Consider the following 26,204-nt stretch of genomic DNA (forward strand, 5'->3'; position numbering starts at 1 on the left):
AGAACGGCGGACGCGGATCGTCGGCGACCACCGAAACCCGGGGATTCTCCTTGAGTGTCCTGCCTTTGACGGTGTCCGCGCCCAGGTTGACCAGGATGTCGTCCCCGTCGACGGCGAACCAGACCGGGACCGCGTGCGGTCGTCCGTCCGGGCGGACCGTCGCGAAGACGGCGGTGCGGGTGCCTTCGGCGAGAAACGCGCGGCGCTGCTCGTCGGTCATCTTCTCCGGCATTACTTTCCCTCCAGAACGGCGTCCAGGCCGAAGGCCGGGAACAGGTGGCTGTCGAACGTGGTGAACTCCGCGGCCTTGCCCTCGACGACACGGAGGACGTCGAGCTTGAAGGCGCGGAAGACGGTGTCGCCGGGGCGGCGCAGGTACGAGGCGAAGGCGGGCATCCGGTTGGCGTCGACCGCGACCGCGCGCCATTCGCCCATCTCCTCGGCGATCCTGCCGTGCCGGGCGAGGTGTTCGAGACCGACGTAGCAGTTCGGCTCCGGCGGCATGGTGTGGCGGACGTCGTCGCGGACCAGGCTGCTCATCGTGCTGAAGTCACCGTTGTCGTGGGCTTCGATGAGCCGGCGCACCAGCGCCCGTTCCTCTTCGGACGGTGCCTCCGCGACCGACCATTCGCCGCGCTGCTGCGGAAGGCGTTCACGCAGGGTCGCGCGGCCGCGCTGCAAGGCGCTGTTGGCGGCGGCGACCGAGAGGTCGAGCAGGGACGCGGTCTCGGCGGCCTGCCAGCCGAGCACGTCGCGCAGGATCAGCACCGCGCGCTGCTGCGGCGGCAGCATCTGCAAGACCGCGAGGAAGGCGAGCTCGATGGTCTCCCTGGCGACGGCGAGCGCGTGCGGTTCGGCTTCGGACGGCGCGATCTCGTCGAGCAGGCGGTCCGGATACGGCTGGATCCAAGGGACTTCGGCGAACGAGCGCAGCGACGGCACCCGCCGCTCGTTCTTGCGGATCGCGTCGAGACAGGCGTTGGTGGCGATCCGGTACAGCCACGCGCGGAAGTTCCCGCCGTCGAACGTGTCCAGCCCCCGCCAGGCGTTGAGCAGCGCCTCCTGGACGACGTCTTCCGCCTCGTCGAACGAGCCCAGCATCCGGTAGCAGTGGACGTGCAGCTCCCGCCGGTGCCGTCCGGTGAGCGCGGCGAAGGCGGTTTGGTCTCCCGCCTTCGCCGCGGCGATCGTTTCGGTCATGGCGCCTCCCATCGAGTGTTCTTACCCGATGTAACGGCGCCCTTCGCGAGAACTCATCGGTCCCGCGACGAGTTTTTTCGCGGGACCCTGAAACCGCAGGTCAGGGGCGGGCGGTGAGGTAACCGCCCATCGTCCGGAAGTATTCGGTGGCGGCGAGTTCGGTGCCGTCCTCGGTCCGGACGCGCTCGATGACGAGTCCGTGCGAACGGCCGCGGCGGGCCTCGGGACCGGCGACGATCACGACGCCCTCACCCTCCCGGATGAAGATCCGGCCAGGTGTGCCGCCGTAGAGACCGTCCGACACCGAGGCGCGGACGACGCGCAGCTGCTTCCCGCGGTGGTGGGTGAAGGCGTTGGGGTACGGGTCGGACTGCGCGCGCACCAGCCGCTCGATCTCGTCGGCGGGCCAGGACCAGTCGATGAGACTGTCTTCGAGGGCACGCTTGTGGAAGAAGCTGGCCTTCGACCTGTCCTGTTTGACCGGGGTGAAGTTCCCCTTCGCGATCAGCTCGATGGCGTCGGTGGTGATCGGCGCGATGAGATCGACCGTCCGGTGGAAGAGATCGGTGGTCGTGTCCTTCGGGCCGACCTCGACCGAACGCTGGAGGACGATGTCGCCCGCGTCGAGGTCGGCGTCCATCATGTGGGCGGTGAGCCCGACTTCCTTCTCGCCGTTGATGAGCGCCCAGATCAGCGGCGAGAACCCGGCGTAAGCGGGCAGCAGCGAGTCGTGGACGTTCAGCGTGCCGTGGCGCGGCATCTCGAAGATCTCGGGCGGCAGCCAGGTGCGCCAGTTGTTCGCGACGATCAGGTCGAGATCGGCTTCCTTCAGCTCCGCCAGCAGTTCCGCGTCGTCGGGACGCTGGCGCAGCAGGGTGCGGATCCCGTTGGCCTCGGCGAGATCCGCGACCGAGTCGGCCCAGATCTTCTCGTAGGCGTGGTCACTTTTCGGGTGGGTGACGACGAGGGCGACGTCGTGGCCCGCGTCGATCAAGGCCCGCAGGGTGCGGTGTCCCCAGGTCTGGTATCCGAACATGGCGACCCGCATGGGACCGGCCTCCTCCTGGTCGAGGGATGAACATCACCACTGAAAGTACTAGTTGAGCCTCACCTAACTTAGGTTAGGGTTCCCTGGTCTTTGTAACGAAGTACCGAGATGCGGCTGAGCCGCGCTAGGGGTTCAAGATGGCACGAGCAGTGGTCGGTGAACGGGTTCCGGTCTACGACGTGGTCGGGGTCGGGTTCGGTCCCTCGAACCTGGCGCTCGCCATCGCGGTCACCGAGCACAACGCCGCGCCCGGAGCCGAGACCGTCACCGCCCACTTCCTCGAGCGCCAGCCCCGGTTCGGCTGGCACCGCGGGATGCTGATCGACAACGCCACCATGCAGGTCTCCTTCCTCAAGGACCTGGCGACGATGCGGAACCCGACGAGCTCCTTCAGCTTCCTTTCGTATCTGCACAGCAAGGACCGGCTGGTCGACTTCATCAACCACAAGAACCTGTTCCCGTTGCGGATCGAGTTCCACGACTACTTCGAATGGGCGGCGGAAAAGGTCGACGACCTGGTTTCGTATGGCACCGAAGTGCTTTCGGTCACGCCGGTCTTCGACGGTGACGAGATCGTGTTCTTCGACGTCCACGCCCGTACCGACGGTGAACTGGTGAACCTGCGTGCCCGCAATCTGGTGATGGGCACCGGACTGCGGCCGAACCTCCCCGAAGGCGTGACGCCGGGCGCGCGTATCTGGCACAACAGCGAACTGCTGCATCGCGTGGAGGGCATGGCCGCCGAGGAGCCCCGCCGGTTCGTCGTCGTCGGCGCCGGGCAGAGCGCGGCGGAGGTCAGCGCGCTGCTGCACGATCGCTTCCCGCGGGCCGAGGTGTGCGCGGTCTTCGCGCGATACGGCTACAGCCCCGCCGACGACAGCGCGTTCGCCAACCGGATCTTCGACCCCGAGGCGGTCGGGCGGTTCTACGAGGCGCCGGAAGAGGTCAAGGACCGGCTGATGCGCTACCACGGCGCGACCAACTACTCGGCCGTGGACATCGACCTGATCGACGAGCTGTACCGGCGCGTCTACCGCGAGAAGGTGCAGGGGGTCGAGCGGCTGAAGCTGATCAACGTCTCCCGCCCCACCGAAGTCACCGACACCGGATCCGAGGTCCGGGTCACCATCGAGGCGCTGGAGACCGGGGAGCGGACCACGCTCGACGCCGATTTCGTCGTGTACGCCACCGGGTACGGCCCGGCGGACCCGACGCCGCTGCTCGGCGAGCTCGCTTCCGCCTGCAAACGCGACGACGAGGGCAGGCTCCGCGTCGAACGCGACTACCGGATCGTCACCGAACCGCCGCTGGACGGCGGGGTCTACCTCCAGGGCGGCACCGAGCACACCCACGGCATCACGTCGTCACTGCTGTCCAACACCGCGGTCCGGGTCGGCGAGATCCTCCAGTCCGTTGTGGACCGCCGCGCCGCCGGCGCGTCCCGGCCGGAGTACGCCGTGAGCGGTACCGGACCGGCCTGACGATCCCAGCGCTTTCGAACGGTGGAGGCAACCCCGATGAACCGCGGCTTTCCCCTGACCCCGGCACAGCAGGGGATCTGGCTCGCGCAGCAGCTCGACCCGGCCGATCCGGTCTACACGATCGGCTGGGTCGCGGAGCTGCGTGGCGACATCGATGTCACCCGGCTGGGTGACGCCGTTCGGAGGGCGGTCGCCGAGGCCGAATGCCTGCACGTGACGGTCGGGCTGGACGGCGACACGCCGGTCCAGCGCCCGGCCACTCCCGGCGAGGTCGCCGTTCTCGACTTCACCGGTGAGCCGGATCCGGAGCGCGCGGCCGACGAGTGGGCGCGGGCCGAACTGGCCGTGGTGGCCGACCTCGGCCGGGGCCCCCTCACCGGGCACGCCTTGCTGATCCTCGCCGAGGACAGGGTCCGCTGGTTCCAGCGCTATCACCACCTGGTGATGGACGCGCACGGACAGGCCGTCCTGACCCGTCGCGCGGCGGCGCTGTACTCGGGTACCGAAGAGGAAGTCTCCTGGCCGCTCTCCGGATTGGTCGAGGCCGCGGAAGTCGATGAAGCCGACCGCGAGTACTGGCTCGGCGAACTGGTGGGCAGGCCGAATCCGGTGCGGCTGCTCGGCCGCGCGTCGTCCGGCCCGATCCGGCTGCGGCGGCACTCGTGGGAGCTGCCCGCGGCGAAGACCGGCCGTCTGCGGAAGTTCGCGCTGGACTCGGGAACGCGGCTGTCCCGCGTCGCGATCGCCGCCGTGGCGGCGTACGCCCACCGCGTGACCGGCGCCGAAGACCTCGTGCTCGGCCTGCCGGTCACCGCGCGCGCCACCCGCGCCCTGCGCGAACAGCCTGGCATGGTCTCCAACGTCCTTCCGCTGCGGCTGACAGTGCGGCCCGAGACGACACCGGCGCTGCTCGTCGCCCAGGTGGCGGCGAAGGTTTCCGCGCTGCTGGAACACAGCCGGTACCGCGGCGAGGACCTGGCGCGCGAACTCGGCGCGAGCGGCGGCGTGCACGAACTCGTCGGGCTGAGCGTCAACTTCATGGCCGTGGACGGCGAACTCGCGTTCGGCGGCGCGAGCGCCACGGTGCACAACCTCGAACTCGGGCCGATCAGCGACGTCGCCATCGCCGTGTACGACGCCGGTGAGGGCAGGGGCCTTCGCCTCGACTTCGACGCCGACGCGGCCGTTTCCACCGACGACGAGCTCGCCGAGCACCGCGACCGGTTCGCCGCGGTGCTGGACGCGCTGGTGGAGGGGGCCGAACTGCCGCTGGCCGCGATCGACCTGCTCCCGGCCGGCGAACGGGCCCGGATGCTGGAGCTCGGGACCGCGGTGGCGGATTCGCCCGAGGTGTCCTGGCCCGAGGCGTTCGACCGGATCGTGGCGCGGAAACCGGACGCCGAGGCCGTCGTCTGCGAGGACGTCCGGCTGACCTACGCCGAACTCGACGCCGCTGCCAACCGCCTCGCCCGCTTGCTGAAGGGACGTGGCGTCCGCGACGAGGACGTCGTCGCCGTGGCCATGCCGCGCTCGGCGGATCTCGTCGTCGCGCTCCTGGCCGTCATGAAGGCCGGGGCCGCGTACCTCCCGCTCGACCTCGACCACCCCGAGGATCGCCTCGCGTACATGCTTTCCCACGCGGGCGCGGGAATCGTGGTGTCCACTGAGGACGAATCCGCGCAGCTGCCGTCCGGCGCGAACGTCGACCGGGTCCTTCTCGACGATCCGGCCGTCGTGGCCGAACTCGCGGAGCTCGACGCGTCCACTGTGGACGTCAGTGGGATCGCGCTGAACCGGGCCGCGTACGTCATCTACACATCGGGTTCGACGGGCAAGCCGAAGGGCGTCGTGCTGACCCACGACGGGATCGGCAGCCTGATCAGCACGGCGACCGAGCGGATCGGCATCGGCGGGGACAGCCGGGTGGTGCAGTTCGCCTCGACCGGGTTCGACGTGACGGTCTGGGATCTGGTCATGTCCCTGTGCGTCGGCGGGACGCTGATCGTGGTGCCGTCGCACCGCCGCGTCGCGGGCGTCGAACTCACCGGCTACATCGCCGGCAACGCGGCGACGCACATGATCCTGCCGCCGTCGCTGGTCGCGGCCCTGCCGGAGGACTGCGAACTGCCGAAGGGCGCGGTGCTGATCGTCGGCACCGAGACCGTCCCACCGGAACTGATCGCGCGCTGGGCCGAGGACCTGAGGGTCGTCGCCGCGTACGGCCTCACCGAAGCGACGGTGAACTCGACGCTCTGGGCGGCGGAGCCCGGCTGGACCGGGCCCATCCCGATCGGCAGGCCGGATCCGAACACCCGATGCTACGTCCTCGACACCGCCCTGCGGCCGGTCCCGGTCGGCGTCGAAGGTGAGTTGTACGTCGGCGGCCGAGGTCTCGCCCGGGGTTACGCCGGACGTCCGGGGCTCTCGGCGGAGCGGTTCGTCGCCGATCCCTTCACCGGCGGTGGCGAGCGCATGTACCGCACCGGTGACCGGGTCCGCTGGCGCGCGGACGGGAACCTCGACTTCCTCGGCCGCACCGATCACCAGGTCAAGATCCGCGGCTTCCGGATCGAACCGGGCGAGATCGAGTCCGCGCTCGCCGCGTATCCCGGGGTCGAGCGGATCGCCGTCGTGCCGCGTGAGGTCAAGGCGGGGGACCGGCGCCTGGTGGCGTACGTCGTCCCGGAGGCGGACGGATCTCCGTCGCTGTTGAAGGACCTGCGCGCCCACGCGGAAACGGCGCTGCCGCACTACATGGTGCCGTCGGCGTTCCTCGCGCTCGACCGGCTGCCGATCATGCCGAACGGCAAACTGGACCGCACGGCGTTACCCCTGCCCGATTTCGGTGCCGCCGCCACCGGCCGCGCGCCGCGCACCGAGCGGGAACGGATTCTGTGCGACGTCGTCGCGCGGGTCCTCGGGCTGGCCTCGGCCGGTGCCGACGACGACTTCTTCACCCTCGGCGGCGACAGCATCCTGTCCATCAGGCTGGTGCTCGGCGCCGCGGAACACGGGCTCGCCATCACGCCACGGCAGGTGTTCCAGCACCGGACTCCCGAGGCTCTCGCCGCCTGCGCGGAGACTGTCATCGCCGAGTCCACTGTGGATGACCGGCCGCTGCTGGAGCTGACCGGCGCCGAACGCACGTCGCTCGCCGAACACGCCGACGTCCTGCCCGTGACGCCGTTGCAGGAAGGCTTCTTCTTCCACGCGGAGTTCGAAGGCGGCCAGGCCGCCGACATCTACACGGTCCAGGAGATCCTGGACCTCGAAGGCGACGTCGACGCCGACGCGCTGCGCCGGTCGGCGCAGGCGCTGCTGGACCGGTACTCGTCGCTGCGGTCCGGGTTCCGGCAGCTCGACGGCGGCCAGGTCGTCCAGACGGTGCCCCGGCACGCCGAACTGCCCTGGCGCGAAGTGGCCGCCGAAGACGCCGCGAACGCCTTCGAGGCCGATCGCGCGCGCCGGTTCGACTTCGCGCGCCCACCCTTGCTGCGAGCCACCTTCGTCCGGGCCGGGGAGAATCGTGCCAGGCTGGCGCTCACGTTCCACCACATCATCGCCGACGGCTGGTCGGTCGTGGTGCTGCTCCGCGAACTGCTGGCGGGATACGCGGGAGCGGGCGCGCCCCTGCCGGAACCGGCCACCCGCGCGGACCACCTGCGACGGCTCGCGTTGCGCGATCACGAGGCGTCCCGGGAAGCCTGGCGGAACGCGCTGTCCGGAGTGGACGAACCCACCCGGCTGATCGAGGGAGGGCTCGCGGCCGAAAGGCGGCCGTCGCGAGTTCACCTGAACCTCGGCGCGCGGGCCACGGCGGAGCTGTCCGCCATGGCGCGAGCGCACGGACTCACCCTCGGCACCGTCCTGCACGGCGCCTGGGGACTGCTCCTCGGCGGGCTCACCGGCCGGGACGACGTGCTGTTCGGCAGCACGGTCTCCGGCCGCGACACCGGCGCCGACGGCCTCGAATCGGCGGTCGGCCTGTACATCAACACGGTGCCGGTGCGGCTGCGCTGGACCCCGTCCGAAACCGTCGCCGCCGTGCTGCGGCGGCTGCAGGACGAGCAGGCGGCCTTGCTGGACCATCGGCATCTCGGCCTCGGCGAACTCCAGCGCCTCGCCGGCGCCGGGCAGGAAGAACTGTTCGACACCCTCGTGGTCGTCGAGAACTTCCCGCGTGACGACGAGCGCGCTTCCGGAGCCATCCGGCTCACCGGCGTCGAGGTCACCGACGCGGTGCACTTCCCCGTCGCGATGATCGCGACACCGGGGGAGGACCTGGCGTTCAGCCTCAAGTTCGACGCCGCCCGGATCGACGCGGTCGCGGCCGGGCATCTCGCGGAACGGTTCGCGCGGCTCCTGGAGACGGTCACCGCGAACCCCGGCCTGCCGGTCGCCGCCGTCGACCTGCTCTCGCCCGCCGAACGCGGCCGCCTCGCCGAGCTCAACGCGACGTCGCATCCGGTGCCGGAGCGGACACTCGCCGGGGCCTTCGCCGAACAGGTCCGCAAGACGCCGTCCGCCACCGCCGTGGTGTTCGACGACACCGAACTGTCCTATGCGGACCTCGACGACCGCGCGGAGCGGCTGGCCCGAAGGCTGCGTTCCCTCGGTGCCGGTCCCGACGGGATCGTGGCCGTCGCCGTGCCGAGGTCGGCCGAACTGATGGTCGCGCTCCTGGCCGTCCTCAAGGCCGGGGCCGCGTACCTGCCGATCGACCTCGACTATCCGGCCGAGCGGCTCGAATTCATGCTCGCCGACTCCGGCGCGCGTCTTGTGCTCTCCGAACCTGGTACGGCTTCGCGGATTCCGTCCGTCGCCGGGCTGACTCAGGTCTCCGTGACCGGCGAGTCCGCCGTCGAGGACGTCCAGGGGGTGCCCGCCGGGCCGGACGACGCCGCCTACCTGATCTACACCTCGGGATCGACCGGACGGCCGAAGGGCGTGGCCGTCTCGCATCGCGCGATCGTCAACCGGCTCGCGTGGATGCAGCACGAGTACCGGCTCACGGCCTCGGACCGGGTTCTCCAGAAGACGCCGTCGAGCTTCGACGTGTCCGTCTGGGAGTTCTTCTGGGCGCTCTGCGAAGGCGCCACGGTGGTGCTGGCCGAACCGGACGGCCATCGCGATCCGGCGTACCTCGCGCGGCTCATCCGGGAGCGCGAGATCACCACCCTGCACTTCGTCCCGTCGATGCTGGCCGCGTTCCTCGGCAGCGAACCCGCCCCCGATGATCTCGGGTCGTTGCGCCGGGTCTTCTCCAGCGGCGAGGCTTTGACCGGCGAGACCGTCGCGCGCTGGCGTTCGCTCACCGGTGTCCCGCTGCACAACCTCTACGGCCCCACCGAGGCCGCCGTGGACGTGACCTTCTTCGACACCGCCGCGGCCGAGGCCGGGGGAGTCCCCATCGGACGTCCGGTGTGGAACACCCGGACGCACGTCCTCGACGCCTGTCTCCGCCCGGTGCCCGACGGCGTTGCGGGCGAGCTGTACCTCGCCGGTGTCCAGCTGGCCCGTGGCTATCACGGCCGGCCAGGGCTGACCGCCGAACGGTTCGTCGCGGACCCGTTCGGCGAACCGGGACAGCGGCTGTACCGCACCGGTGACCTCGTCCGGCGCCGCGCCGACGGCGAGATCGAGTACCTCGGCCGCACCGACCGGCAGGTCAAGATCCGCGGCAACCGGATCGAGCTCGGCGAGATCGAAGCGGTCCTCGCCGCGCAGCCGGAGGTCACGGCCGCCGCGGTCGTGGCGAAGGACGGCGCGCTCGTCGGCTACGTGGCCGGTGGCGCGGACCTGGAGCGGCTGCGAGCCGCGGTGAGCGAGGCGTTGCCCGCTCCGATGGTCCCGTCGTCGTTCGTGGTCCTCGACGAGTTCCCGTTGACGCCCAGCGGAAAGCTCGACGTCCGGGCGCTGCCCGCGCCCTCGATCGAGCGGTCTGCCGCGATGCCGGGGAACGACCGGGAGCGCGCCCTCGCGCGGATCTTCGCGGACGTCCTCGGTCTGGACACCGTCGGTGCGCACGGCGACTTCTTCCTGCTGGGCGGCGACAGCATCTCGTCGATCGCCGTGTCGAGCCGTGCCCGGCGCGCGGGGTTCGAACTGAGCCCCAAGGACGTGTTCGAACTCCGGACCCCGGCCGCGCTCGCCGCTTCCGCCACCCCGGCGGAGCCGGTGGCCGACGCCGACGGCATCGGCGCGCTCCCGCTCCTGCCCGAAATGCTCCGGCTTCGGGAACTGGGCGACGCGGTACGGCCGGAGTCCGTGCTGCTGACCGTGCCGTCCGGGGCCGACGTGGAGACCCTCGCCGCCGCCCTGCAACTCGTGCTCGACCACCACGACGGCCTGCGGCTCGACCTGACACGGGTCGCCTCGGTGCTGTGGTCGCTCGAAATCCGTCCACAAGGGACCATCCAGGCCGCTGACCTGCTCCGGCACGCGACCGGGTCCGTCGAGGCCGAACACCGGGCCGCGGTGGACAGGCTGACGGACAAGCTGCTGCAAGCCGTCTGGTTCGACGAACCGGGCAGGCTGCTCCTGGTCGCGCATCCGGTCCTGCTGGACGCGCGGAGCCTGACGATCCTGGCGGCCGACCTCGCGATCGCGTGGGAAGCCGTGACCGGCGGCCACCCGCCGGTGTTCACACCGGTGCGGACCTCGCTGCGGACCATCGCGCGCCGCGTCACCGAAACGGCGCAGGATCCCGCGCTGCTCGGCGAGATCGAGCATTGGGCCGACACGCTGGCGCCCGGTGCTTTCGAGATCCCGGCCGACGGCGAAGTCCTACGCAAGATCACCCTGCCCGTCGATGACACCCGGAAGCTCCTCGCCGTCCACGGCGAAGTGACCGACGTCCTCCTGACGGCGCTGAAGACCGCTGTCGACGGCGACCTCCTCGTCGACCTCCACGAGCGAGTGGATCCCGCGGACACCGTCGGCGCGCTGACGTCGGTCCGCCCGGTGCGGATCACCGCGACCGGCGAACCGCTCGCGATGCTCAAGGCGGTCAAGGAGACCGTCCGGAGGACGCCCGCGGGCTACGGTCCGCTGCGCTATCTCAACGCCCAGGCCGGACCGCTGCTGGTCGGGCTCGCGAAATCGCGGATCGCTCTCCGGTACGTCGGCCGGATCCCGGCCGGCGCGGGGGAGTGGCAGGTCGCCGGGTACGCGGCGGTGCCCCCGGCGGGCGACCACGTCCTGCGGATCGGCGTCGCCTGCGAGGACACCGAGGACGGGCCGAGGCTGACTGCGACGTTGGCGGGCCCGGCCGGAGGATTGGCCGACCGCTGGGCCACCGCGTTGGGCGACCTCGCGGCGGCGGGCACCGGCGCGCGGATCGGGCTCACGCCGTCCGACCTCGAACTGGTGTCGCTGACCCAGGAGGAGATCGTCCGCGTCGAGCGATCCAGCCCGGCGCCGGTCGCCGACGTCTGGCCGCTGTCGCCGCTCCAGGAAGGCCTGTTCTTCCACTCCAGCTACAACTCCGACCGGGTCGACATCTACACCATCCAGGAGGCGATCGACTTCGATCACCGCCTGGACGCCGAACGACTCGAGGCGGCGGTGTCCGCGCTGCTCCGCCGGATTCCCAGCCTCGGGGCCGGGTTCACCAGCGAAGGCCTGCGAGGACCGGTCCAGTTCGTGGCGACCGAGGTCGAACCCCCACTGTCCGAGGTGGACCTTTCGGCGCTGCCCGAAGACGAACGTCGGGTCAGGCTCGACGAGCTGATGGCCGAGGACCGCGCCACACGGTTCGACCTCGGTGCCCCGCCCTTGTTCCGGCTGAAGCTGGTGCGGCTCGGGGACGGGCGCGACCGCGTCGTGCTGAACCGGCACCTGCTGCTCTGGGACGGCTGGTCGGCCTGGCTGTTCATCGAGCAGCTGTTCGCGCTGTACGACCTCGGCGGGGACGACCGGACGCTGCCCGTCGCCGGGTCCTATGTGGACTTCCTGCGCTGGCTGGACCGGCAGGACATCGAGGCGGCCACGGAAGCGTGGCGCGAGGCGCTGTCCGGCCTCGCGGAACCGACCGTCATCGGACCGGAAGGCCGGGACCTGGTCCCCGCCACCCCGGTCAACCTGGACACCGTCCTGCCCGGCGACCTCAGCCGCGGTCTGCGTGAACAGGCCCGCCGCCACGGCCTGACCGTCAACTCCGTGCTCAACGCGGCCTGGGGTCTGGTCCTGTCGACCATGACCGGACGCCACGACGTCGTCTTCGGCGCCGCTGTCGCGGGCAGGCCCGCCGCCGTGCCCGAGATCGAGAACACCATCGGGCTGTTCCTCAACACCGTGCCCACGCGGGTGCGGCTCGACGCGGCCGAGTCCGTCCTGGACCTGGTGCGGCGCCTGCAGTCCGAGCGGATGGACCTGACCCCGTACGAGTTCATGAGCCTCGGTGTCCTGCAACGGGAGGCCGGGCACCGCGTCCTGTTCGACACGCTGTTCGTGCTGCGCAACGCGGACGGCGACGAACGGCGTGACGGTCTCCGCCACCGGCACGGCATCACCGATCTGCTCAACATCGACGCGACGCACTACCCGTTGACGCTGGTGGTGACGCCGGGCGAGGAAATCCGGATCACCCTGTCGTACCGGGACGACGTGATCGACGCGGACGAGGCCGCGTCGGTGCTGGGGCGGTTCACCTCGCTGGTCACGCAGATCATCGACGACCCGGCGAAACCGGTCGCGTCGCTCGCGACGGTATCCACTGAGGACCGTGCCGCGCTGGAGGCGGGCTGGGCCGAGGCCGAGCACCCGGTCGTCGAAGACACGATCGCCGACCTGCTCGCCGCCCAGGCCGAACGGACTCCCGGCGCGACCGCCGTGGTCTTCGGCGAAGAGCAATTGACCTACGCCGAACTCGACGCGCGGATCAACCGGATGGCCCGGCTGCTGCTCGCGAAGGGAGCCGCGCCGGAGCAGGTGATCGCGCTCGGCCTGCCGCGGTCGATCGAGATGGTCGTCGCGCTGTTCGCCGTCCTGCGGACCGGCGCCGCGTACCTCCCGCTGGAACTCGACTACCCGGCCGACCGGCTCGCGGTGATGCTGGAGGACGCCGGGCCGTTGTGCCTGGTCACCACAAAGGACGTTTCGGCGACGCTGCCCGACGCCACGCCGCGGGTCTTCGTCGACGATCACGAAGACAGGGCGTTCGGCGACGGCCCGATCTCCGACGCCGAACGCCCGTTGTTCGCGCGAGGTCGCGCGGACCGCCTGGAACACCCGGCCTACGTCATCTACACGTCGGGCTCGACGGGCAAGCCCAAGGGCGTCGTAACGCCGTACCGCGGCCTGACGAACATGCAGCTCAACCATCAGGGAGCGATCTTCGCCCCGGCCATCGCGTCGGCGGGCGGACGGCGGCTGCGGATCGCGCACACCGTGTCGTTCGCCTTCGACATGTCCTGGGAAGAGCTGCTGTGGCTCGTCGAAGGGCACGAGGTCCACGTCTGCGACGAGGAACTGCGGCGTGACGCGCGGGCGCTGGTGGCGTACTGCGACGTGCACGAGGTCGACGTCGTCAACGTGACGCCGACGTACGCGCACCTGCTGATCGAGGAAGGAATGCTGGAGGGTCACCTGCCCGCGCTCGTGCTGCTCGGCGGCGAGGCGGTTTCGGAGTCGGTGTGGAACCGGCTGCGGGACACCGACGGCACCTACGGCTACAACCTGTACGGCCCGACCGAGTACACGATCAACACCCTCGGCGGCGGCACGACCGACAGCGACACCCCGACCGTCGGCAAGCCGATCTGGAACACCCGCGCCTACATCGTGGACGCCTGGCTCCGGCCGGTCCGCGACGGCGTGGCGGGAGAGCTCTACATCGCGGGCGAAGGGCTGGCCCGGGGTTACCTCGGCCGTCCCGGCCTGACCGCGGGACGGTTCGTCGCCGACCCGTTCGTCCCCGGTGGCGGGAGGATGTACCGGACCGGTGACCTGGTGCGCCGTCGCGCGGACGGGAACCTCGACTTCCTCGGCCGCACCGACGACCAGGTCAAGATCCGCGGCTACCGCGTCGAACTCGGCGAGATCGAGACCGCGCTCAGCCGGTATCCGGAGGTCGCGCAGGCCGCCGTCATCGCGCGGCCGGACCCGTCGGCGCCCGGGCTGCAAAGGCTCATCGGCTACGTCGTCCCGGCCGAACTGAGCGGGGACGCGCGCGCCGAAGCGGAGGCCGACCAGGTCGGCGAGTGGCGGCAGATCTACTCCGACGAGTACACCGAGATCCCGACGGCGTTGGTCACCGAGGACTTCGCGGGCTGGGACTCCAGCTACGACGGCGACCCGATCCCGCTGGAGCACATGCGGGAATGGCGGCAGGCGACGGTCGACCGGATCGCCGAGCTGAAGCCGGAACGAGTGCTGGAGATCGGCGTCGGCACCGGTCTGCTGATGGGTCAGATCGCGCCGCTCGCGCGGGAGTACTGGGGCACCGACCTCGCCGCCCCGGTGATCGCGAAACTGAACCGCGAGCTGGAGCGGGACCCGGAGCTGGCGGCCAAGGTGAACCTGCGCGCCCAGCCGGCGCACGTGTTCGACGGCCTGCCCGCCGGGCGGTTCGACACCATCGTGATCAACTCCGTCATCCAGTACTTCCCGAGCGTCGACTACTTGACCGACGTCATCACGAAGGCGATCGGCCTCCTCGCGCCCGGTGGCGCGCTGTTCGTCGGCGACGTCCGGAACCTGCGGCTCGCCAGGGCCTTCCACACCGCGATCCAGCTGACCCGCGCCGACGCGACCTCCGACGTCGCCCAGGTACGGCGCGCGATCGAACGCGGTGCCGCGCTGGAGAAGGAACTCCTGATCGACCCGGACTACTTCACCGCGCTCGCGCGGCAGCTTCCCGAGGTCGCCGCGCAGGTCCGGATCAAACGGGCCCGGCTGCACAACGAACTGAGCCGGTACCGCTACGACGCGGTCCTGGTCAAGGAACCGGCCGGAACCTTGGCCGTCGTGCAGGCGCCACGCCTGAGCTGGGAGGAAGTCGGTTCTCTGGCCGTGCTGGAGGAGCGGCTCACCGGTGCGGAAACGCTGCGGGTGAGCCGGATCCCGGACGCCCGGCAGGCCCCCGAGGTCGAGGCGACCCGCGCGCTGGACGCCGGCGCGCCGCTCATCGACGTCCTGGACCTGTTCCGCGCCCCCACCGGGATCGAGCCGGAGGATGTGCACGAACTCGGGGAGCGGCTCGGCTTCCGGGTGTACTGCACCTGGTCCGCCGACGGCGCCTTCGAGGCGGTGTTCGTCCACAAGGGACAGACGGACGCGCTGGTCACCGGTGTGCACCAGCCGGTCTCGATCAGCGCGAACCTCGCCAAGTACGCCACGAGCCCGACCGCCGCCCGCGGTGGCGGTGAACTGGTGCAGCGCCTGCGTGACAGGCTCAAGACGGAACTGCCGGATTACATGGTCCCGGCCGCGTTCGTGACACTGGGCGCCCTGCCGCTGACCGACAACGGCAAGCTCAACACGCGGGCGCTGCCGGAGGCCGATCAGGCGGTGCGGCTCGCCGAAAGCCGTCCTGCCGAGACCGCCGAAGAGGAGACGCTGTGCGCGCTCTTCGCCGAGGTACTCGGACTGGACGACGTCGGCGTCGAGGACAACTTCTTCGATCTCGGCGGGCATTCGCTGCTCGCCACCCGGCTGATCAGCCGGGCCCGGACCGAACTCGGCGCCGAACTGGCCATCCGTGACCTGTTCGAGGCGCCCACGGTCGCCGAGCTGGCCGCGCGCGCGGGCAGCGGCGAACCGGCGCGGCCGCCCGTGGTCCGCGTCGAACGTCCTGAACGGATCCCGCTTTCGGCCGCCCAGCGCAGCCTGTGGCTCGTCGATCGGATGGACGCGAACGCGGTCGCGTACAACTTCCCGCTGACCTTCCGGCTCCTCGGGCAGCTGGACCTCGAAGCCCTGCGTGCCGCCCTGGGAGACGTACTCGGCAGGCACGACGTCCTGCGGACCGTTTTCGATGAGCACGACGGCGAGCCGTACCAGCGCGTCTTCGACACGCCGGAGATCCCGTTCGCGGTCGAAGAGTGCGACGAAGCCGGGCTGGATGCCCGGATCGCGACGCTGTCACGGACACCGTTCGACCTGTCGCGCGAGATCCCGGTCCGGCTGCGGGTGCTGCGGATCGGCGAGAGCGATCAGGTGATCTCGCTGGTCCTGCATCACAGCGCGACCGACGAATGGTCCGACCGCCCGTTCCTGGGCGATCTGACCTCCGCGTATCAAGCCCGGGTCGCGGGTGAAAGTCCCTTGTGGATGGACCTCCCGGTGCAGTACGCCGACTTCGCGTTGTGGCAGAAGGACTTCCTCGACCAGCGCGGCGCCGCTCAAGTCGCGTTCTGGGCCGACGCCTTGCGCGCTGTGCCGGACGAGCTGACGTTGCCGCTGGATCGCCCGCGTCCGCTCCGGCCGACTGGCAGGGGCGGAAAGGTGAGGTTCCCGCTGTCCGGAGAGCTCTCGGCCGCCGTGCGCGACCTGGCGGCGAAAGCCGGTGCGAGCCCGTTCATGGTGCTTCAGGCGGCGGTGGCCGCGTTGCTGCGCCGGACCGGCGCCGGGGACGACATCCCGCTGGGTGCCCCGATCGCGGGACGGACCGACGCGGCGCTCGACGATCTCGTCGGGTTCTTCGTGAACACGCTGGTGCTGCGGACCGATCTGTCCGGCGACCCGACGTTCACCGCGCTGCTGGACAGGGTGCGCGAGGCCGATCTCGCCGCGTTCTCCCACGGTGACCTGCCGTTCGAGCGCGTCGTCGAGGAGCTGAACCCGCCCCGGGTGCCGGGGCGAAACCCGCTGTTCCAGGTGATGGTCGGCTACCACCGGCAGGCGGACGCGTCCGAGGTGCTCGGCCTGCCCGCCGAGTGGTTCGAGATGGACACCGGCATGGCGAAGTTCGACCTGCATTTCACGATGGTCGACGACGGCGACACCGCCACGCTGATGCTGGAGTACGCCGAGGACCTCGCGGACGAGGCGACGGCCGGGCGGTTGCTGGCCCGGCTCACGTCGCTGCTGGAGCAGGTCACCGACGAACCGGACCGGCCGGTCGCCCTGCTCGACGTCCTCGTCGGCGACGAGCTCGCGCGGGTGACCGAATGGAACCGCACTGCCCGTGAAGTCCCGGCCACGACGCTGCCGGAGTTGTTCGAGGCGCAGGTGGCGCGGACTCCGGACGCGTCCGCTGTGGTTTTCGAGGGCTCTGAGCTGTCGTATGCCGAGTTCAACGCGCGTGCGAATCGGCTGGCGCGGTGGCTGGTCGAGCGGGGCGTGGGGGCGGAATCGGTGGTGGCGGTTTCGCTGCCGCGATCGCTCGATCTGGTCGTCGCGTTGTACGCGGTGCACAAGGCCGGTGGGGCTTACCTGCCGGTCGATCGCGACTATCCGGCCGATCGCGTCGCCTTCATGCTCGAAGACGCCTCGCCCGCCGTCGTTCTCGACGAGTTGCCCGATCTGGACGGCTACTCCGGGGAGAATCTGGGGCGGACCGGGGATCCGTCATCACCGGCGTACGTGATCTATACGTCGGGTTCGACTGGTCGTCCCAAGGGTGTCGTGGTGCCTCACGCGGGCATCGTGAACCGGTTGTTGTGGATGCAGGACGAGTACGGTCTCAGGGCCGATGACCGGGTTTTGCAGAAGACGCCGTCGAGTTTCGATGTGTCGGTGTGGGAGTTCTTCTGGCCGTTGATCACCGGTGCGACCCTGGTGGTCGCCAAACCCGAGGGGCACAAGGATCCGGCGTACCTCGCCGAACTGATCCGCACGGCCGGGATCACCACCGTCCACTTCGTCCCGTCGATGCTCGCGCTGTTCCTGGAGACCGCGGAGTGCACCGGATTGCGCCGGGTGATCTGCAGCGGTGAGGCACTGCCGTCCGAACTGGCCGCCCGCGTGGACGTGCCGCTGTACAACCTTTACGGCCCGACCGAAGCGTCCGTCGACGTGACGGCCTGGCAGGCCGGTGCCGAACCGACGCCGTCCGTCCCGATCGGTCGTCCGGTGTGGAACACGCGGACCTACGTGCTGGACGCCGGGTTGAACCCGGTCCCGCCGGGGGTCCCGGGTGAGCTCTACCTCGCGGGCACCCAGCTCGCGCGCGGATACCTGGCCAGGCCGGGGCTGACCGCCGAGCGCTTCGTCGCCGACCCGTTCGGTCGGGCGGGGGAGCGGATGTACCGCACCGGGGACCTCGCCCGCTGGTCGGACGACGGCGTGCTGGAGTTCCTGGGCCGCGTCGACGACCAGGTCAAGATCCGTGGCTTCCGGGTCGAACTCGGCGAGGTCGAGGCAGCGTTGATCGCGTCGGCGTCGGTCACGCGTGCCGTGGTCGTCGCTCGTGAGGACCGGCTGGTCGCCTATGTCGTCGGTTCGGATGACGGACTGCGGGACGCGCTGGCCGCGAAGCTGCCCGAGCACATGGTGCCGTCGGCCTTCGTCGTGCTCGACGAGATCCCGCTGACCCCGAACGGCAAACTCGATCGCAAGGCACTGCCGTCTCCCGAGTTCGCGACCACCAACGGCCGCGAGCCGCGGAATGCCCGGGAAGAAACACTGTGCGCGCTGTTCGCCGACGTGCTCGGCGTCGAACGGGTCGGGATCGACGACGGTTTCTTCACTCTCGGCGGGCATTCGCTGCTGGTGATGCGCCTGGTCAGCCGGATCTCGGCGAGCCTGGACGCCACCGTGTCGGTCCGCGACGTCTTCGACGCGCCGACCGTCGCGGCGCTGGCCGAACGGCTCGCGGAACCGTCGGCCCTCCCGGTCCTGAGCGCCGGGAACCGGCCGGACGTGCTGCCGCTTTCACCGGCGCAGCAACGGTTGTGGTTCCTGTACCGGCTCGAAGGGGTCACGCCCACCTACAACATCCCGCTCGCCTGGCGGTTGCATGGCGAACTGGACACGGACGCGCTCCGTGCGGCGATCGGCGACGTCGTCGAGCGGCACGAAACGCTCCGGACCGTGTTCACCGAGGAAGGCGACGTCGTCGCGCAGCGGATCCTCACCGACGCGCGCCCGGACGTGGTGTTCGCCGAGGCCGTGGATCTGCCGGCGCAGCTGTCCGCCGAAGCCGGCCGTGGGTTCGCCCTCGACGAGGAACTCCCGATCCGGGCCGCGGTCTTCGCCGTGTCGCCGCGTGAACACGTCCTGCTGCTGGTGCTGCATCACGTCGCCACGGACGAGGGTTCGCAGGGACCGCTGATGGCCGACCTCGCCACGGCGTACGAGGCTCGCCTGGCCGGTCATGGTCCACAATGGACTGCGCTCTCGGTCCAGTACGCGGACTACGCCCTGTGGCAGCGGGAACTGCTCGGCTCGACGGCCTCCGGGCACCTCGAGTTCTGGCAAGAGGCCCTGGCGGGCCTGCCGGACGAGCTGGCGCTGCCCTCGGACCGGCCGCGTCCGGCCGAGTCGAGCCACCGCGGCGGTCTCGTCACCTTCCCGGTCGGCGCCGTACTCACCGAACGGCTGCGCGAGACGGCGCGGCGGCACGACGTCAGCATGTTCATGCTGGCGCAGGCCGCGGTCGCGGTCCTGTTGCACCGGCTCGGCGCCGGGGACGACATCCCGCTCGGCGCGCCGAGTTCCGGCCGTATCGACGAACGTCTGGAGCCGCTTGTCGGGTTCTTCGTGAACTCGCTCGTCCTGCGTACCGATCTGTCCGGCGATCCGGTGTTCACCGACCTGCTGGCGCGAGTGCGGGCGACGGACCTCGCCGCTTTCGAGCACCAGGACCTGCCGTTCGAGCGGCTGGTCGACGCGGTCAATCCGGAGCGTTCGCTGGCCAGGCACCCGTTGTTCCAGGTGATGGTGGTCTACCTGCCCGAATCCGGCGAAGGGCCGGTGCTGCCCGGTCTGCGCGCGGAGCAGGAGGACTTCGCGCAGGGCGTCGCCAAGTTCGACCTCGAATTCGGGTTCCTGGAGAACGACGGCGGGATCTCGGGCGCGATCGAGTACAGCGCGGACCTGTTCGACCACAGCACGGCCGAGGGGTTCGCACGGCGCCTGGTCGCCGTGCTGGAGCAGGTCGCCGCCGACCCCGCGATCCCGGTCGGCGCGTTCGACGTCCTCGGCGAAGACGAGCGCGCGCTGCTCGTCCGGTGGAACGACACGGCGCACGGCGTCCCGGCGGCGACGTTGCCGGAGTTGTTCGAGGCGCAGGTGGCGCGGACTCCGGACGCGTCCGCTGTGGTGTTCGAGGGCTCGGAGTTGTCGTATGCCGAGTTCAACGGGCGGGCGAATCGTTTGGCGCGATGGCTGGTCGAGCAGGGTGTGGGCGCGGAATCGGTGGTGGCGGTGTCGCTGCCGCGATCGCTTGACCTGGTCGTCGCGCTCTACGCCGTGCACAAGGCGGGAGCGGCGTATCTGCCGCTCGACACGGACTATCCGGCCGACAGGCTGGCCTTCATGCTCGAAGACGCTTCACCCGCGGTCGTTCTCGACGAGCTGCCTGCGCTGAAGGGCTACTCGGCCGAGAATCTGGGCACGGCGGTGGATCCTTCGTCACCGGCGTACGTGATCTACACGTCCGGTTCGACCGGGCGTCCCAAGGGTGTCGTGGTGCCTCACGCGGGCATTGTGAACCGGTTGTTGTGGATGCAGGACGAGTACGGTCTCGCGGCTGATGACCGGGTTTTGCAGAAGACGCCGTCGAGTTTCGATGTGTCGGTGTGGGAGTTCTTCTGGCCGTTGATCACCGGCGCGACCCTGGTGGTCGCCAAACCGGACGGTCACCGCGATCCGCGGTACCTCGAAGAGCTGATCCGGGAGCAGCGGATCACCACCCTGCACTTCGTCCCGTCGATGCTGGAAGCGTTCCTCGCCGACGAACCCGGGTGGCACGACGTCCGCCGGGTCCTGTGCAGTGGTGAGGCGCTGCCGCCGGAACTGGCCGCGCGCGTGGACGTCCCGCTGCACAACCTCTACGGCCCGACCGAGGCCTCGGTGGACGTGACTTCCTGGGCGGTCGTCGACGACACCGTCCCCATCGGACGTCCGGTGTGGAACACCCGGGTCCACGTGCTGGACGCCCGGCTCCGGCCGGTCCCGCCGGGGGTGCCGGGCGAGCTGTACCTGGCGGGGGCGCAACTCGCGCGTGGCTACCTCGGCCGTGCCGGGCTGACCGCCGAGCGGTTCGTGGCGAACCCGTTCGCGGCGGGGAAGCGGATGTACCGCACGGGCGACCTCGCGCGGTGGCGTGCCGACGGCGCGCTCGACTACCTCGGCCGTGCCGACGACCAGGTCAAACTGCGCGGGTTCCGGATCGAGCTGGGCGAGATCGAGGCCGTGCTCTCGGCGCGGGTGGTCCTGCGGGAAGGCAGGCTCGTCGCGTACCTGGCCGGGGAAGCCGACGTCGAGGAAGCGCGGCGGCTGGCCGAGGCGGCTCTGCCGGCGTACATGGTGCCGTCGGCGTTCGTGGTACTGGACGCGTTCCCGTTGACTCCCAACGGGAAGCTCGACCGCAAGGCGTTGCCTGCCCCGGAGTTCACGGTCTCCGACGACGCTCCGAGGACACCACGAGAAGAATTGCTCGCGTCGCTCGTCGCCGGCGTGCTCGGGCTGGAGAAGGTCGGCGTCCACGACGACTTCTTCCGTCTCGGCGGGGACAGCATCGTCGCGATGCAGCTGGTCGGGCTCGTGCGGCGGGCCGGGCTGCTGCTCAGCCCGCGTGACGTCTTCCGGCACCGGACCGTCGCGGCGCTCGCCGAGGTCAGTTCGGTGCGGCTCGACGCGCCCACGCCGGAGAGCGGGAAGCCGTTGGTGGAGCTCGACGCGGGTGAACGCGCCGAGATCCTCGACCTCGCGCCGGACACGGTGGAAGTCTGGCCGCTGACGCCGTTGCAGGCAGGTTTGCTCTTCCACGCGACGATGGACGGCGACGGGCCCGACGTCTACACCGTGCAGGTGTCCTTCGATCTCGAAGGACCGCTCGACCCGGACCGCTTGCGCGATGCCGCTCAGGAGCTCGTCGACAGGCACGCTGTCCTGAGGACGGGCTACCGCTACCTCGCGTCCGGCCGTCCGGTCGCGCTGGTGGCGCGCTCGGTCACCGTCCCCTGGCGCTTCTTAGACTCCACGGACTCCGCGGACGCCGAGGCGGAGCTGGCCCACGACCGGCGCCGGTTCGATCCGGCGTCCGCGCCGGTGTCGCGGTTCCTGCTGGTGGCCCTGCCCGACGGGCGGCACCGGCTGGTGTTCACCCACCAGCACGTCCTGCTCGACGGCTGGTCCGTGCCGCAACTGTTCGCGGAGCTGTCGCAGCTGTACGCCGGTGCCGACTTGGCGCCGGCCCGCCAGTACCGCGACCATCTCGGCTGGCTCGGGGAGCAGGATCGTGAGGCGGCGGAAGCCGCTTGGCGGCAGGCGCTCGACGGGCTGAGCGAGCCGACGCACCTCGTCCCGCACGACCCCCAGCGGGTTCCGGCGCTGCCGGAACGCCTGTCGCTGGAGCTGTCGGAACAGGCGACCGGCGCGCTGTCCGAACTCGCGCGCTCACGCGGGCTGACGTTGAACACCCTCGTCCAGACCGCGTGGAGCATCGTGCTCGGCAGGCTGACCGGCCGCTCGGACGTCGTGTTCGGCGCGACGGTCGCCGGGCGCCCGCCCGAGCTGGCCGGGGTCGAGCGGATGATCGGCCTGTTCATCAACACGATCCCGGTGCGGATCGCGGTCGACCCCGCCGAGAAACTGGGCGCGCTCCTCGACCGGGTCCAGGACGAGCAGTCCGGTTTGCTCGCGCATCAGCACTTCGGGCTCGCCGACATCCAGCGCGGCGCCGGGCTGGGGGAGCTGTTCGACACGCTGATGGTATTCGAGAGCTATCCGGGCGCGGACGAGGACGAGACCGGGGCGGGGCTGCGCGGGGAGATCGTGCGCCACGAGGACTCCACGCATTATCCGCTCACGTGGGCGGTGGAACCGGGAACGCGGCTGAAACTCACCGCGGAGTACCGCGTCGACCTGTTCGCCGCCGGACTGCCGGAAAGGCTTCTCCCGGCGATGGAACGGGTGCTGGCCGCGATGGTGTCCGATGTGGACACCCGGGTCGGCAGGATCGGAATCCTGGCCGACGCCGACCTCGACCTGATCTTGCGCGAGTGGAACGGGACGGCGCTCGACGTCGAACCGTCCACTGTGGCCGGTCTGTTCGAGGACCAGGTCCGGCGTTCGCCCGGCGCGACGGCGGTGGTGTCCGGCGAGGTCGCCTGGTCGTTCACCGAGCTGAACGAGCGCGCCAACCGGCTGGCCAGGGCACTGGTCGCCCACGGGATCGGCCCGGAGGACTTCGTCGCCCTGGCGCTGCCGCGTTCGGCGGACGTGCTGCTGGCGATCCTCGCGGTCCACAAGGCGGGGGCGGCGTACCTGCCGCTCGACCCGGACTACCCGGCGGACCGGCTGGCCGCGATGCTGGCCGACGCGCGGCCCAAGGTGATCCTGACCGAGCCCGAGCTGCTGGAGTCGTTGCCGCGGAACGAGATCGAGACGCTGGCGTTGTGCGCGCTCGTCACCGAAGACCGGCCGGTGCACGACCTCACCGACCGGGACCGTGTCCGCCCGCTCGGCCCGGAGCATCCGGCGTACGTGATCTACACGTCGGGTTCGACCGGGACGCCCAAGGGGGTCGTGGTCCCGCATCGCGGTGTGGTGAACCTGTTCCACAGCCATCGCGCCACGCTGCACCGGCCTGCGGTCGAGGCCACCGGCAAGCCGCATCTGCGGGTGGGGCACGCGTGGTCGTTCTCCTTCGACGCGTCCTGGCAGCCGCAGTTGTGGCTGCTCGACGGGCACGCCGTGCACATCGTGGACGAGGAGACCCGGCGGGATCCCGAGCTCCTGGCCGCGATGATCGAACGGGACGGCTTCGACTTCATCGAGGTCACGCCGTCGTTCTTCGCGCAGATGGCGGAGGCGGGTCTGCTCGACGGCGACCGGTGTCCGCTGGCCGTGATCGGCGTCGGCGGGGAGGCGGTGCCCGAGAGTCTCTGGCGACGTCTGGCCACCTTGGACGGGACCGAAGCCTTCAACCTGTACGGGCCGACGGAGTCCACAGTGGACGCCTTGGTGGCACGGATCGGTGACAGTGACAAGCCGCTCGTCGGCCGTCCGGTCGCGAACACCCGCGCCTATGTGCTGGACGCGTCACTGCGTCCGGTGCCGCCCGGGGTCACCGGTGAGCTGTACCTCGCCGGTTCCGGGCTCGCCCGGGGTTACCTCGGTCGGGCGGCGCTGACGTCGGAGCGATTCGTGGCGGATCCGTTCGGCCCGGCGGGTGCGCGGATGTACCGGACCGGAGACCTCGCCCGTTGGACCGCGGACGGTCGGCTGGACTTCGGCGGTCGCGCCGACGACCAGGCGAAGATCCGCGGTTTCCGGGTCGAGCCGGGCGAGATCGAAGCCGTGCTCGAACGGCACGACGGCGTCGCGCAGGCGGTCGTCCTGGTGCGTGAGGACCGGCCGCGGGTCAAGCAGCTGGTGGCGTATGTGGTGTCCACTGTGGATCGAGCGGAGCTGCGGCGGTTCGCGGCCGAGACGTTGCCGGAGTACATGGTCCCGGCGGCGTTCGTCACGCTCGACGCGCTTCCCGTGTTGTCCAACGGGAAGCTGGACCGCAAGGCGCTGCCCGCTCCGGACTACGCCGAGCTGGCCGGCGGCCGTGCGCCCGAGACCGCTCTCGAGAGGACGTTGTGCGCGCTCTTCGCGGAGGTGCTCGACGTGCCGGAACTCGGTGCCGACGACGACTTCTTCGCCCTCGGCGGGGACAGTATCGTCGCGATGCGGCTGGTCGGCCGGGCTCGCGCGGCCGGGCTGAAGATCACGCCGCACGAGGTGTTCGCGCGCCGGACGGTCGCCGCGTTGGCCGAGGTCGCCCAGAGCCTGGAGGACGACGGGGCCATCGCGCCCACGCCGATCATGCACGCGCTCCGCGAACTCGGCGGGCCGATCGCGGGTTACCACCAGGCGGCGCTGCTCCGGACGCCGTCCGGGATGACCGGCGAGCAGCTGAAGACGGTGCTCGGCGCCGTCGTCGACCGGCACGACATGCTGCGTGCGCGGCTCGATCGACCGGCGGATGGCTGGGTGTTGCGGGTGCCCGGATCCGTCGAGGTCGTGATCGAACGCGTCGATGTTCCGGCCGGCGATTTGCTCGCGCTGATCGAGCGGCACGCGGAGCCGACGCGGTCCCGTCTGGACCCGGACGCCGGCGTGATGCTGAGCGCGACGTGGTTCGACGCGGGCCCGGCCGGGCCCGGCCGGTTGCTGCTGATGATCCATCACCTGGCCGTCGACGGTGTCTCGTGGCGGATCCTGTTGCCGGACCTCGCTTCCGCGTGGGAATCCGTCGCCGGCGGAGAGACGCCGGAGCTGCCCACGGTGCCGACGTCGTTCCGGCGATGGTCGCGAGCCCTGTCCACTCAGGACCGTGGTGGCGAGCTGGACCGGTGGAAGACGGTGCTGGGCGGTGCGGATCCGCTTGTGCTGGACCGGCCGCTCGACCCCGCTCGGGACGTCCTGGGAACGGTCAAGAAGCTGACGCTGACGCTGCCCGCCTCCCGGACGGCGCCGCTGCTGTCCCGGGTGCCGTCGGCGTTCGGGGCGACGATCAACGACGTCCTGCTCACCGGGCTCGCGCTCGCCGTCGCCCGGTGGCGCCGTGATGGGGGACGGGCGGTGCTGGTCGACGTCGAGGGGCATGGCCGCGAAGAGGACCTGGCCGGTGGCGCGGACCTTTCGCGGACGGTCGGCTGGTTCACCAGTGTCGTGCCGGTGTGCCTGGACCTGGGCGATCTCGATGTGGACGACGCGTTCGCCGGTGGGGCCGCCGCCGGCGTCGCGCTCGGGCGGGTCAAGGCGCACCTGGACGGGCTGCCGGACGGTGGGATCGGGCACGGTCTGCTCCGGTATCTCGACCCTCGGACCGGCCCTGAACTCGCGAAGTTCGCGAAGCCGCAGATCGAGTTCAACTACCTCGGCCGGATCGGCGTCCCCGAAGCGACCGACTGGTCGTACGCGGCCGAGGCCGAGGCGGCCGAAATCGGGGCGGACGAAGGCATGCCGGTCTCGCACGCGCTGACGATCAACGCCCGGACGGAGGACCGCCCCGGCGGCCCCGAGCTGGGCGCGCAGTGGTCCTGGCCGGACGCGGTACTGACCGAGGAGTCGGTACGGGACTTGGCGGAGGACTGGTTCGCCGCGCTCGACGCGCTGACGCGCCGGGCTGATACACCGGATACACCAAAGGAGAACAAGGCATGACGAACCCGTTCGAGAACCCCGACGGCACGTACCTGGTGCTGGTCAACGGCGAGAACCAGCACAGCCTGTGGCCCGAGTTCGTCGAGGTCCCGGCGGGCTGGACCACGAAATTCGGCCCGGCCTCGCGTCCTGAGTGCCTCGAATACGTCGAGACGAACTGGACGGACCTGAGGCCGGCGTCGCTGGTCAAGGCCATGGAGTCCTGA

The 26,204-nt window shown here is 70.6% G+C and carries 6 protein-coding genes; 3 read left to right on the forward strand and 3 right to left on the reverse strand.

The features are described from left to right. From ACFWMR_RS33170 to ACFWMR_RS33180, 3 genes are all read right to left on the reverse strand, one after another. Positions 1–232 (reverse strand): pyridoxamine 5'-phosphate oxidase family protein (locus tag ACFWMR_RS33170; RefSeq protein WP_378381220.1); only part of this gene is annotated, 232 nt, incomplete at its 3' end. Next, on the reverse strand, positions 232–1,200 hold the full coding sequence (locus ACFWMR_RS33175) for an RNA polymerase subunit sigma-70 (protein ID WP_378381221.1): 969 nt from the start codon (positions 1,198–1,200) through the stop codon (positions 232–234). The genes ACFWMR_RS33175 and ACFWMR_RS33170, both read right to left, overlap by 1 nt. 100 nt (positions 1,201–1,300) lie before the next feature. Then, on the reverse strand, positions 1,301–2,248 hold the full coding sequence (locus tag ACFWMR_RS33180; RefSeq protein WP_378381222.1) for a methionyl-tRNA formyltransferase: 948 nt from the start codon (positions 2,246–2,248) through the stop codon (positions 1,301–1,303). Positions 2,249–2,385: 137 nt separating this feature from the next. On the opposite strand from ACFWMR_RS33180, the gene ACFWMR_RS33185 reads away from it, so the two are divergent. The 3 genes from ACFWMR_RS33185 to ACFWMR_RS33195 are packed head-to-tail and all read left to right on the forward strand — an operon-like array spanning position 2,386 to position 26,204. Beyond that, positions 2,386–3,729, forward strand: a complete 1,344-nt coding sequence (locus ACFWMR_RS33185) for a lysine N(6)-hydroxylase/L-ornithine N(5)-oxygenase family protein (RefSeq protein WP_093932132.1) — start codon at positions 2,386–2,388, stop codon at positions 3,727–3,729. 21 nt (positions 3,730–3,750) lie between these two features. Continuing rightward, a complete protein-coding gene (locus ACFWMR_RS33190) occupies positions 3,751–25,998 on the forward strand; it encodes a non-ribosomal peptide synthase/polyketide synthase (protein ID WP_378381223.1) in 22,248 nt (7,415 codons plus the stop codon). Next, positions 25,995–26,204 (forward strand): MbtH family protein, encoded by a 210-nt coding sequence (locus ACFWMR_RS33195; RefSeq protein ID WP_093932130.1) that lies wholly within the window; start codon positions 25,995–25,997, stop codon positions 26,202–26,204. Before ACFWMR_RS33190 ends, ACFWMR_RS33195 begins: the two co-directional genes overlap by 4 nt.

Origin of the sequence: Amycolatopsis thailandensis (assembly GCF_042723255.1) — a bacterium.
GTDB classification, from domain to species: Bacteria; Actinomycetota; Actinomycetes; order Mycobacteriales; family Pseudonocardiaceae; genus Amycolatopsis; species Amycolatopsis thailandensis.

Coding starts and splice junctions, on each gene's coding strand:
- ACFWMR_RS33175 (WP_378381221.1), bottom strand. CDS start 1,200: ATGACCGAAACGATCGCCGCGGCGAAGGCGGGAGACCAAACCGCCTTC.
- ACFWMR_RS33180 (WP_378381222.1), bottom strand. CDS start 2,248: ATGCGGGTCGCCATGTTCGGATACCAGACCTGGGGACACCGCACCCTG.
- ACFWMR_RS33185 (WP_093932132.1), top strand. CDS start 2,386: ATGGCACGAGCAGTGGTCGGTGAACGGGTTCCGGTCTACGACGTGGTC.
- ACFWMR_RS33195 (WP_093932130.1), top strand. CDS start 25,995: ATGACGAACCCGTTCGAGAACCCCGACGGCACGTACCTGGTGCTGGTC.